The sequence below is a fragment of the Streptococcus sp. DFI.7.26 genome (assembly GCF_022240605.1).
GTDB classification, from domain to species: Bacteria; Bacillota; Bacilli; order Lactobacillales; family Streptococcaceae; genus Streptococcus; species Streptococcus xiaochunlingii.
Genome location: NZ_JAKOGN010000005.1, coordinates 61055 through 72969, shown reverse-complemented (window position 1 = coordinate 72969; position 11915 = coordinate 61055). Strand labels below are relative to the sequence as shown.

Here is an 11915-nt window from a genome sequence, read left to right as displayed (position 1 = left end):
TGGACTGTTTTTCAAAAAACACTTCTTTTACCTTGGATTATTAAAGCAAATCTAAAACTTTCCGCTGTGAGAAAAGTACTTGAAACATAGTGTTTCAAGTACTCGGGAGTTTTGAAACTTTAGGTTCAAAACTAAGTCTTGGAACTTCAGAGAAGTTCGCTGACGTCCGTACTCACCTAAGGAAAGTTTTTAAGAGGACATTATCTTCTATTTGAAAAAAGATTAGGAAATCCCAATCTTTTTTTTTATTTATTTCTTCCATTCAAATATGGAAGCTGTTAAATTCTCTACATAGAATGGACGTTTGTTTCGGCTATTTCCAACAAGGAGCTCAAGATGATTTGCGTTCTGGAGATAGAATGGTAGTCCACTGGTGTTAAAGATAACATAATAGTGTTTATCCCAGGTCAATTCAAAGACAACAACACCACTGCCCATATCTGCTGTATGCACGAAGACATGTTGGTAGATTTCCTCATAAGATTCGAGGGACAAGGCAGGTAGGGTCTTCTTCAAATGAATGATTTGACGCACATATTCGATTGTATCCTTATTGACAGATACTAAATCCCAATCGACTTGGTTGACAGCATCTGGCGCATTATAGGAATTCATGGCCCGTTCTCGATCTTGAGGTGTCACTTCTCCATCTTCGCCCGTTGCAACTAGTTTGGTTCGTAGGAACTCTTGTCCAACCTGCATAAAGGCCATCCCTTGGAAGAGGAGATTCATGGCTGTCGCCATTTCTACCTGCTTCTTAATTTTTTCCTGAGAATCATTTGGATGGACATAAGAAAGTAAATCGTAGAGGTTGTAGTTGTCATGGGCTTCTACATAGTTGAGGACCTGACTTGGCGTTAGGAAGGATCCCAACTCTGCACTTCCAAGTACGGAGCGCGCAATGATATCTTCTGTAGACTTGCGACTAACATAGCCACGTTTGATGGAACCAAATACCTCAGCTCCCTTAATGGCATCTCGAGAGGTATCATTAAAGAAACCGACTTGGGCCATTTGATAAGCATTGTCCTTTTTGGCCTTATCTTCCGGAGCCAATCCTGACCCCATATCCCAACCTTCTCCATAAAGGAGAATCCGTGGATCAATTGCGTCCATGGCTTCACGGATTTCATTCATAGTATCCACATCGTGAATCCCCATTAAGTCAAAGCGGAAACCGTCAATCTTATATTCTTTTACCCAATACGTCAAGGAATCAATCATGAATTTGCGGTACATCTCATGCTCACTGGCCGTCTCATTCCCAACTCCTGTACCATTTTGGAAGGATCCATTTGGATTCATCCGGTAGTAATAATCAGGAACGGTTGTTTGGAAAGCTCCATCTTCTGTCGAATAGATATGATTATAGACCACATCCATGACTACCGAAATACCCGCTTCATGATAGGCGTGTATCATTTCTTTTAACTCACGCATGGTGGTCTTAGGATCGTGAGGTTTGGTCGAGTAACTAGTCTCTGGAGCAGAGTAATTCTGCACATCGTAGCCCCAATTGTAGAGGACATTCCCGTCTTCATCATAGGTCTTATAGCGGTCGGTCACTGGTTGCAGTTGGACCACATTGACCCCTAATTCCTTGATATAGTCAAAGGCTGTGGCATCTCCTTGGGCGTTCTTCGTCCCAGTCTGGTGAGCTCCTCGGTAGGTTCCTCGATAGGCATCATCCACCCCGGAAGTCGGAGAGATGGTCAAATCCCGGACATGCATTTCATAGACAACCGCCTGACAAGGATTATCCAGACGCCAGTCAGCCTTTTCATAAGCTTCTGACTGAAAGGCAGGGAAGATGCAATCCTGATGAGAAAGAATGGCAGACTTTTTCCCATTTTCACTGGTAGCGATCGTATAAGGATCACGCGCAATCTCTGTATGGTAATCAAAATAAACCTTATACTGATAGGCTAGTCCACTGAGGTTTCCCATGACATCCGCATACCAGACACCACAGTTATTGCGAACATGGTCGCTAGATTCTCTCTGACCACGAACCATTGGGACAATCTTCCAGACCTTGCTGTCATTGGCTACAGAATCATAGATGAGAAGGTCTACTTTATTGGCAGTAGGCGCCCAAAGTTTAAAGCGGTAATCATCATCTTGCTGGCGATATCCCAACCAACCCTGATAGCCCCATTTGGCATCAAATTCTTGATAGTGCGTCGCCATATCAAAAGCGCGTGGCTTCCGACGGCTGTATTCATGACTGGTCATTGCAGCCTGCAAGGAATAATAAACGGTGTCATCTCCTTGAATCAACCAGACTTCCCGCACTTTCCCTTCTGGTAAAAGCTCAATATGGTATTCATCCGACTGACTAAGCCAGTTTCCTTCCTTGATGATGACATGGCCAATGTGTTGAGGTGTCTCACAGTTATAAACTAGGAGCCCCTCAACTCCAAAATAATCGAGCTTGGAGAAAGAGACTTCCTCTCCCCATACTCCTTCATGCCACTTCCACATATCACGGGCGAAATAATCACCTACGGGATGATGGTAGTGGATTTTCACTTGATACTGATGCATCGTATTGTATTTCCTATTTCCTAATTAACTATGTATGAAGAAACTGGCATTACCCACTCTCAGCAATGATTCTCCATTATTCTTCTGATTTATATTCTGAACGGACCAGAGCATCGTCATTAATTTCATCGATGTTGGCAAAAAATTCTAAGTGATTGTGGAAAACTTCCAGTTCTACCGGTGTATCTCCGCCGTATTCGCCATCTAAATTAATCTTGAACTCTTCTTTCTGATCCAAAACTTCAATTTTTAATTTAGAGGTCTTGAGGTATTCAATATTTGAATCATTAACGTGTTTCCCACCATTTACAGCTTGCATAATGAGAGACAGCATTTCAAATAATTTAGCTGTTTTGACTAAGATCAAGGTAAAGTTCCCATCATCAAGTTTAGCATCTGGTGCCACACTTTCAAAGCCACCGATTGAATTGGTCAATGCTACGAAAACAAGAGAAACTGGTCCAACATAGACCCCATTGTCGTGTTCAATCCGTACCTTGCGGGTTTTATTTTTAGGAAATTTTTTCACAGCTTCGGCCACATAAGCAAAGTAGCCATAGCGTGATTTCACTTCACTTGGAACGCTAAAGGTTAATTCGGACAAGGTTCCTGCTGCAGCAATATTGATAAAATATTTACTTCCGTAAGCACGGCCAATGTCCATTTGAATAGTTTGGTTCTTCTCAATGATCCGTGCAGCTGCGACTGGGTCTCCCATTGGAATCTTCAGTGCACGAGCATAATCGTTGGTTGTTCCAGTTGGAATAAAAGCCATCTTTGGACGGTGTTCCAAGCTAGCAACCCCATTGACAACCTCATTAATGGTTCCATCTCCTCCAGCAGCAATTATCAAATCAAAACCAGCTTTTGCAGCTCGTTCTGCTTCTAATTGAGCTGAAAGGGGCTCTGGAGTGGTCTGATAGGCACTTGTTTCGTAGCCAACATCCTCTAACACATCCAAAACTTCTGCGATATTCTTTTTAATGATTTCCTGACCAGAGGTCGGATTATATATCACTCGTGCTTTTTTAATCTTATTTTCCATACATGCCTCTATAAACTTTCAAGCCAGGCTTCATCCTGTATTTCAATCGATAATTCCTGCGCTTTGCTTAATTTACTTCCCGCATCGCTACCTGCTACTAATAGGTCAGTTTTTTTGGACACGGAACCTGTGACTTTAGCCCCTAAGGCTTCTAATTTAGCCTTGGCTTCCGAACGTGTCAGACGTTCCAGTTTACCAGTTAAGACAACTGTTTTACCGGACAAAGGAGCATCTGCTGCAACCTTTTGTCCAAGGTAATCTAAGTTTACCCCAGCATCCTTAAGCTCTTCTAAAAGAAGTTGAGAGCCTTCCTGGGCAAAATAACGCTTAAGACTTTCAGCAACCACCATTCCTAAACTGTCTATCGCCGCAATCTTTTCAACCTTTGCATCTGCTATAGCTGGAATGGAATGGAATTCCTGGAGCAAGAGCTGGCTAGCCTTACTTCCCACATGACGAATTCCCAGACCAAACAATAGTTTTTCAGCAGAATTTCCCTTCGATGTCTGGATCGCATCTACTAATTTTTGGGCAGATTTTTCTTTAAAACCATCCAATTGCAAGAGGTCATCGACGGTTAGCCGATAAATACCTGCTACATCTTGAACCAGTTCTTTAGCAAACAGTTTTTCGACCACTGCTGGCCCCAAGCCTGTAATGTTCATGGCATCACGGCTGGCAAAGTGAGCGAGTCCTTCTTTTATTTGAGCCGGACAGCGAGGATTGATACAACGCAAGGCCACTTCATCTTCAAAATGAAGGAGCTCGCTCTCGCAACTCGGACAGTGACACGGAATCTCTAATCTCTCTTCCGATATGCGCTTATCCATGACAACACGCAAGACAGCGGGGATAATGTCCCCGGCCTTATAAACAATAACCGTATCGTCCTTGCGGATATCTTTCTCAGCAATGTAATCCACATTATGGAGAGTAGCACGACTAACAGTCGTCCCTGCCAGCTGAACGGGAGTCAAATTAGCCGTTGGTGTCACCACTCCTGTCCGACCGACAGTCCAATCAACTGACAAGAGTTTTGCTTCCTTCTCCTCAGCTGGGAATTTGTAAGCCACTGCCCATTTGGGAGCCTTGACGGTAAAACCAAGTTCTTCTTGAACAGCTAGATCATTTACTTTAATCACGACCCCGTCGATATCATAAGGAAGCTGGTCTCGCATGGCTGCCACTTCTTGAATATAGGTCCAAACTTGCTCGATACTAGTCGCTATCTTGTGATGAGGATTGACGACAAAACCGAGTCCGTTTAATTTGGCTAATACCTTCTCTTGGGTCGCTTGGTCAGTAGGACTAGCTTCCTGATAGAGGAAGGTCGCGAGCTTGCGCTCCGTAACAATCTTCGTATCCAACTGTCTTAGAGTACCGGCTGCAGCATTTCGAGGATTCGCAAACTCTGCTTCCCCATTTTCTTGACGGGACAAATTTACAGCATCAAAAGACGCACGGGGCATGTAACATTCTCCGCGAACGGTTAATGTAAGAGGTTCCGGTAAAACTAGAGGAATATCGCGAACTCGCTTGAGGTTCTCGGTAATATTTTCTCCAACACTCCCATCCCCCCGCGTAGCACCAGTTTCGAGGACGCCATCCACATAAGAAAGTGAAATAGATAGACCATCTATTTTTAACTCACATACATAGGTGACAGATGGAAATTCCTTTCGAACCCGTTGGTCAAAGACCACCAATTCTTCATAAGAAAAGGCGTCCTGCAAGCTATAAAGCGGGTAAGTATGCTGGTATTTTTCAAATCCTTTGAGAATGGTTCCTCCGACCCGATGAGTTGGACTATTGGGTTGGACTAGTTCTGGATAGGCTTCTTCTAATTCTACAAGTTCTCGGTATAGACGATCATATTCTTGATCAGATACCGAGGGAGCATCTTTGGTATAATATTCTTCCGCATATTGGTTGAGTAGATTTACTAACTCTTTTATTCTGGTTTCCATACTTCTATTTTACCATAAAAACGCTTTACTGTGGCCTGTCTGACTACTTCCCACTAGAAAAAAAAGCATTTTTTTACTACCCGTCCGAAATCCTACTTCAATTAGCAAAAAAAGCCTGAAGCAAGGCTTCAGACTCTTAATTTATTGAGTTAAATCAATATGATTTGAAATTCGTTTGATCAGAATCGCTCCGACAATCAGAGAAGCGAATTCACCCAAACCAGTAGTCAACCAATTCAAGAAGAATGGTGTTTCGTTTATAATATGCAATTCTAAGGCAATCGTAAACATAGAGAGGGCAAAGAAAATTGAAAATAAGAAATGATCCTTGCGAATCCATCCATTAAAGAGCTCTTCCTTTTCAAATCGTTTAAATAGGTAAACCCCAAGTGTTACGAAGACCAAGGTAGATCCACCACCAACGATCAAATCGATAATTCCATAACTCATGAAGTTAGAAATCATACACCCAATGGTAACAGACCAAATGTATTTCCGATTGTAGAAAGCCATGAAGTTGAGCATTTCAGAAACACGGAATTGGATCTCGTTGCTTCCGATGGCATTCAACGGGGGCGTAATGGTCAAGGCCACATAGAGAGCTGCAACTAGGGCAATCTGTGCCAAGTCACGAACAGTATAGTTTTTCATCGTTTTCTCCTTTAGCGGTTTTACCGCGTCTAATATGCTTGGTGAAAGAAGCTAAGCACCAAGGGTTGATCTTTGCCGATGACCCAAACTAATAGATTTCAAAGCAACAAATCAACTTTATAAGTATAGCATAAATAAGGAAATTATGATAGACTAATTGTATGAAAAAACTACTTAATCGAATCTTTGATAATGAAATTTTAGCCTACCTGATCTTTGGTGTTGCTACAACGATTGTTTCTGTTGCTACTCGGCTGATTGTTTTCCAACTGACAGACCAAGAACAACTAGCTACCTTAATTGGAAATATTGCAGGAATTCTTTTTGCCTTTGCTACCAATGATACGATTGTCTTTAAACAAGAAAGAAAAGGCTGGTTGAAACGGTTGATTGTTTTCTCTTTTGCTAGAATGGGAACTCTGGTGCTTGACCTCTTGATGACCACCATCTTTGTAACCCAGTATCCGCAAATCATCGGTCAGTTTGTCAATATGAATCGGACGGCTATCAATACCATCGAAACGTTTGCCGCCCAATTTATGATCGTCATTTTGAACTATGTTTTCAGTAAACTTTTTGTCTTCCGAAATAAGAAATAAGTTCCAAATAACTAAGAAAAACCGTCAGAACTCATATGGTCTCTGACGGTATTTTTTTATACTTCTAGACTAGATACTTGGGCGCTCAAATATGCAATCTTTCCTTCCACACCAAAGTAGTCCTTGACCAAGCCTTTTAATTCGTCCATTGCTTCTTTGGCCCGTCCTGCTTGCTCTTCAGTCACTGCCTCCATCACAAGAATAGCCTGTCGCGTTTCTTCTGTCAGCATGGTTCTTTGAGCTTCCCGCCAGTTTAAACAACGGCAAACAGCTCCCTCTTGATCATAATAGATAATTTCTTCCGGCAAAGCAGGAGCGTCTTCCTCAGCTCCTAGCGGGAAGAATGGCTCTCCCCCCTTGGCTTTTCCTAAAGATAAGCCTCCAGCTAACTTTTCCATATCTTCACCACCACAGGGGATAGCATAGGCTAGCGAAACACTATTGTAGAGATCAACCAAAGGATTAATGGGATAAAACTCCCGTCCTTGCGACACACGTTTCAATAAGGCTTCGATTGACGAACGTGCACCTTTTTTGGTCTTAAATTTGGTAAAAGCCTGACGCCATTCCTGAACGACTGGACTAGCAGTGAACTGATCTTCATCAATATATTCTTTTGATCGTGCGACTCCCTTGTCGAGCAGATCCTTAAAATAAGGATCCTTGCTCTCGTCAACATGATTGTCGATACCTTCTACTGTCATCACCACTACTTTTGCTTGGGGAAACAAATCCCAAAATGCTTGATCTACTGTAAATTTCATTTCTTTACCTCACTATAGTTTCTTTTTTGACCTTTTTTCACTAGCTCCCAATCCGCTGCTACGTTTTCTCTCATTTTAGCAAGCCATTCTTCTAATTGAAGGATTTCTGCCTTTGAAAAACCTTTTAAGGCAGTGTTCTCAGAATAAGCATGCTCAGAAAGGATAAAAGGATAAAGCTTTTGTCCCTTTTCCGTTAGAATCCATTTTTTTATCTTTTGATTTGAAGGATCAGTTAATTCTCGGATGAGACCTTTATCAGCTAATTTTTTAACAGAGCGGGCTACTGTTGAGCGATCCACTTTTAATAGATCGGATAACTCCTCTTGAATGATGCCTGGTTGCTCCCCGATCCGTACTAAATATAGGTATTGGCCTCTTGCCAGTTCCAAATCTCGGAACTCAATATTGGCAATCGAATCTAAGGCTCGGGCTATGATGCCAATCTCTCTTAGAACCTTCATCTGCTCCTCCTTTCCTTTATAAGGAGTCTATCACATTTTTATTGCAAATGCAACTAAATTTATATAAAACAAAAAGCCGGCTGAAAACCGGCTTGTTCCTATTTTATTCTTTAACATCAGTCCTGATTTTTTCTCAAGTTTTTAAGATGGAAACGACGCTTGAGAGAAGCTTCCTTTTGGTGAAAAGCTACCTTAGAAGACTTGTACTTGGCTACCACATCCCCATCTTTTGTTTCAAATTTCGCTTCAATCGCATATTGAATACTAGCATTTAAGATACAGCCAATAATCAATACTTTAGCTACCAGGATAAACCAGAACATAATGACCGCTAAAAGGACTGACCCGAAGAAACGTGCATCTAAGAAACTCGTGATGTAGTGGTCGACATATTTCCAGAAAATATTCAAGGTCAAATAAAGGACTGCTGTCACAAAGATGGCTCCCGGAAAGACATAGCGAAACTTAGGAATTTTGATATTGGGAAGAGTGTAATAGAGCAAGAGCAAGGTTAAAAAGAGCAGGAAGTAAACCGAAGGTCCTGAAATATTTAAGAGGCGAAGGTAGATACTTTCATCAAACTTAAAAATCTCATAGACAGAACGAATAATCATCCGGCCAAACATGGTAAGAACCAAAGATAGACCGAACAGACCTTGCAGAGCAAAACTAATCAAAATACTGAAGATTCTCGCCCAGATAATCCCCCTCTCCTTCTCCACTCCATAACTTTTATTGAAAGCTCTCTGCAGGTAAGCGATACACTGTGAGGAGACCCATAAAGCCGAAATGATGGAGAAACTCAGCAAACCAGTAGACGGCTTAGTAAGCACCGATGAAATAACTTGCAAGACAATGCGGTACATGGAGGCGGGTAATACTTCACGCAAGGTCAGCAAAATCTGAGTCGGACGAATCTGGAAGTAAGGAAGGATATTGGCTGCAATCAACAATAAAGGGAGAATGGAAATCAATAAATAATAGGCCACTGCTATACTTGTGATGTCCGATTCAGAGGCCATATAAAAGCGCAAGAACCCCTTAATAAACGGTCGTTGGCCTAGCCATTTTAGAAACTTTTTCATATCTATCCTCCCCTAAACAAAGTCATAAAAAGAGAAAAGAGCGAAACCGTTATTTATCTTCAGCTCCATTCTTTCCTCTCTACTTGTTTTAATAGGTTCCTTCTTCGCCTTGACTGGTCAAAATAACCGGTCCATCTTTCGTAATAACAAACTGATGTTCGTACTGACAAGAAAGTCCACCGTCAAGGGTTTTGTGGGCCCAACCTGTCTTCATATCTGTATCGATATCCCAAGTTCCGGTATTAATCATCGGTTCAATAGTCAAGACCATCCCTTCACGTAAGCGCAAGCCACGTCCTGCACGTCCGTAGTGAGGTACCATTGGTTCTTCATGCATGGTTGGTCCTACGCCGTGACCGACCAAATCACGTACTACACCATAGCCTTTGCTTTCAGCATATTCTTGAATCGCTGCTCCAATATCACCCAGACGATTTCCGACAACCGCTTGTTCAATCCCCTTATAGAGACATTCCTTGGTGACATCCATGAGATCTTTGACCTCTTGGGAAACATTCCCAACTGCATAGGCCCAACAAGAATCAGCCAAACCACCAGAGTAGTTTTCTGTATACTTTTTCACCTGTGCAACATTATCAAAGTCTAATTTTGAGACATCAACAACAGACTTGTCTAAGGGTTCAGACAAGACCATATCCACCTTTAAGAGGTCACCGTCTTTTAAGACATAGTGGCGAGGAAAGGCGTGAGCCACTTCATCATTGATCCCACAACATGTCGCATAGGGATAGTCCATCAAGCTTCCTTCTACACCAATCTGAAGGGGCAAGACATTGGCTTCTTTACAGCGACGTCGAACATACTCTTCTACTTCCCACAAATCGAGACCTGGTTTGATCAAATCCCGAAGGCCAATATGGATACTAGCAAGAAAGTCTCCTGCACGGTCCATGGCTTCGATTTCACGCTGTGATTTCAATGTAATCATCTATTTCCTACTTCCATTCTAATTAATTTTCAAAGTGACGGTGGCCTTCGTAACTAACTGTAAATTCAAATACAAATCAAAATCTATAATAGCCGATCGTCTAGTCTGTCGGACAATACGCGTTTCAATCCGCAAGGTATCGTCCACTTGAACAGCTTGGAGGTAATAGACCAAGAGCTGTTCGATGATTAAATTTTTCCCAGAATTCATCATGAGCTGGCGAGTGACTGTTGTTAGAACTTCAGTGAGAACGCCATTCGAGAGAACACCACTCTTTTCTAACATACTCGGTTCAACCGTCAATTCAAAATGATTGGCTTGCAGAACTACTTTTTGACTGATTTGTTCACTGAAGGTTGGCAAGCCCGACAATTGCTCCTTACTCATCCGGTCCATGACAGCACGACGAGTAATAACCCCTAATAGGGTCTGATTGCTGCGAATAACAGGGATCATCTCAAAATCTTCTGCAATCATGCGTTGACTGACATTGGCGATACTAGAGGATAGGTTTGTCGTAAAGACGCTACGGGACATGACCTTGTCCAGAGTTGTCTGGGGTGTCTTGTCTCCGGCATCTCGCATGGTCACTACCCCAACAACCATCTGGTGTTGATTGACGACAGGAAAACGACTAAACCGACTCTTTCTTACCAAATCTAAATAATCTCGTACGGTATCTGTTTCCCGTAAAAAACCATATTCATGCATGGGCGAATAGACTTGTTCGACCGTTAAAATATCCGTTTTAATTTGCATGTTGGCGAGAGCACGGTTGATCATGGTCGCCACGGTATAGGTATCATGCTTGGTACGTAAGATAGGAGTTTGACCACTGCGACCCAGTTCCAAAATAGAAGGATCGACGTCAAAACCACCAGTTACAAGAACAGCATTGTCGTGTTGGAGGGCCAGACGTTGGATATTGGTCCGGTCTCCCACAATGAGGAGTCCACCTTCAGAGACATAATCTAAAATATGCTCTTCTGTCATGGCCCCGATATAAAACTTGTTGAACTCTCGTTCCAGCCCTTCTTTTCCTGCCAAGACTTCTGAACCGGTAATCTCTACAATCTCTCGGAAAGTCAGATGTTCTAGGACAGCCTTTTTGGACTTGACACGAACAGTCCCACTACGAGGTCTCGTTTCAACAATTCCACGATTTTCAGCTTCTTTAATGGCCCGATAGGCAGTCCCATCACTCACCTGCAAATAGTTCGAGATACTTCTCACACTGACACGTTTGCCAATTGGTAGTTTCTCCAAATAATCTAAGATCGCTTGGTGTTTACTCATTGAGATCTCCTCTATCTATGCAGAACTCGTAATAATCCCGCATCTTTCGGGTATAGCGGTCACTCCCCTTGAATTGCCGTTTCAAACTATAACCGGCATGTAAAGCCACCTGTTGACTGGCAATATTTTCAACATGGGTAATGATTCGGACTTGTTTGAGATGAAATTCCTGAAAGGACAAAAAGGTAATCTCTTTGACAACCTCTGTCATGAGTCCTTGACCCCAATAGTTCTTGTGTAAGAAATAACCAAGTTCAGCTTCTTTCTTAATTTCATCCAATTTTTCAAACTTAATCGATCCAATCACACGGTCTGTTCCCTTGTCACAAATCGCCCATATTCCTAAAGGATTCTTTAGAAAATAATTCGCCAAGACATACTGGCATTCCTCTAGGGACGTTTGTGCTGGGAAAATAAAAGGCAAATTCTCTGGATTGGAGGATATGGTATAAAAGTCAGCGGCATCACTATATAGAAAGGGCCTCAAGAAGAGGCGCTCTGTTTCAAAACATGAAAATGCTGCTAGTTGCGTCCAAATGTTCATAAAAATC

11 protein-coding genes and 1 riboswitch are annotated in these 11915 nt (G+C 42.3%); of the genes, 1 reads left to right on the top strand and 10 read right to left on the bottom strand.

Features of this window, described 5'->3' with window-relative positions:
- Window positions 1-249 precede the first annotated feature (249 nt).
- The 4 genes from pulA to L0M85_RS06155 form a co-directional block, all read right to left on the bottom strand.
- Window positions 250-2547 carry a type I pullulanase gene (gene pulA, locus L0M85_RS06170; protein ID WP_238656679.1) on the bottom strand — a complete coding sequence of 766 codons (2298 nt, stop codon included), beginning with the start codon at window positions 2545-2547 and terminating at the stop codon, window positions 250-252.
- Between the two features lie 76 nt (window positions 2548-2623).
- Complete coding sequence (locus L0M85_RS06165; RefSeq protein WP_048688118.1) at window positions 2624-3592, bottom strand: diacylglycerol kinase family lipid kinase; 969 nt, start codon at window positions 3590-3592, stop codon at window positions 2624-2626.
- 8 nt (window positions 3593-3600) lie between these two features.
- Window positions 3601-5559: an NAD-dependent DNA ligase LigA gene (gene ligA, locus L0M85_RS06160; RefSeq protein ID WP_238656678.1), complete on the bottom strand. Its 1959-nt coding sequence runs from the start codon at window positions 5557-5559 to the stop codon at window positions 3601-3603.
- 141 nt (window positions 5560-5700) lie between these two features.
- A complete protein-coding gene (locus tag L0M85_RS06155; protein ID WP_048688111.1) occupies window positions 5701-6210 on the bottom strand; it encodes a QueT transporter family protein in 510 nt (169 codons plus the stop codon).
- Window positions 6208-6343, bottom strand: a riboswitch (PreQ1 riboswitch). Its footprint overlaps the gene before it by 3 nt.
- Before the next feature lie 28 nt (window positions 6344-6371).
- Between L0M85_RS06155 and L0M85_RS06150 the strand changes: the two genes are divergently transcribed.
- Window positions 6372-6809, top strand: a complete 438-nt coding sequence (locus tag L0M85_RS06150) for a GtrA family protein (protein ID WP_048688108.1) — start codon at window positions 6372-6374, stop codon at window positions 6807-6809.
- Between the two features lie 56 nt (window positions 6810-6865).
- Here the strand turns inward: L0M85_RS06150 and L0M85_RS06145 are convergent, their stop codons facing one another.
- The 6 genes from L0M85_RS06145 to L0M85_RS06120 all read right to left on the bottom strand — a co-directional run bounded on the left by L0M85_RS06145 (window position 6866) and on the right by L0M85_RS06120 (window position 11908).
- On the bottom strand, window positions 6866-7573 hold the full coding sequence (locus L0M85_RS06145; protein WP_238656677.1) for a phenylalanine--tRNA ligase beta subunit-related protein: 708 nt from the start codon (window positions 7571-7573) through the stop codon (window positions 6866-6868).
- Window positions 7570-8034: a MarR family transcriptional regulator gene (locus tag L0M85_RS06140; protein WP_238656676.1), complete on the bottom strand. Its 465-nt coding sequence runs from the start codon at window positions 8032-8034 to the stop codon at window positions 7570-7572. Before L0M85_RS06140 ends, L0M85_RS06145 begins: the two co-directional genes overlap by 4 nt.
- Before the next feature lie 116 nt (window positions 8035-8150).
- Entirely contained in the window at window positions 8151-9119 is a 969-nt protein-coding gene (locus L0M85_RS06135) for a YihY/virulence factor BrkB family protein (protein WP_048688100.1), read from the bottom strand.
- Between the two features lie 88 nt (window positions 9120-9207).
- The gene (locus L0M85_RS06130; protein WP_238656675.1) at window positions 9208-10068 is read right to left on the bottom strand and encodes a methionyl aminopeptidase; all 861 of its coding nucleotides are present in this window, start codon (window positions 10066-10068) and stop codon (window positions 9208-9210) included.
- Between the two features lie 18 nt (window positions 10069-10086).
- Complete coding sequence (spxR, locus tag L0M85_RS06125) at window positions 10087-11364, bottom strand: CBS-HotDog domain-containing transcription factor SpxR (RefSeq protein WP_006596063.1); 1278 nt, start codon at window positions 11362-11364, stop codon at window positions 10087-10089.
- Window positions 11357-11908 (bottom strand): GNAT family N-acetyltransferase, encoded by a 552-nt coding sequence (locus L0M85_RS06120; protein ID WP_238656674.1) that lies wholly within the window; start codon window positions 11906-11908, stop codon window positions 11357-11359. The genes spxR and L0M85_RS06120 overlap by 8 nt, the downstream gene beginning before the upstream one ends.
- Between the last annotated feature and the right edge of the window lie 7 nt (window positions 11909-11915).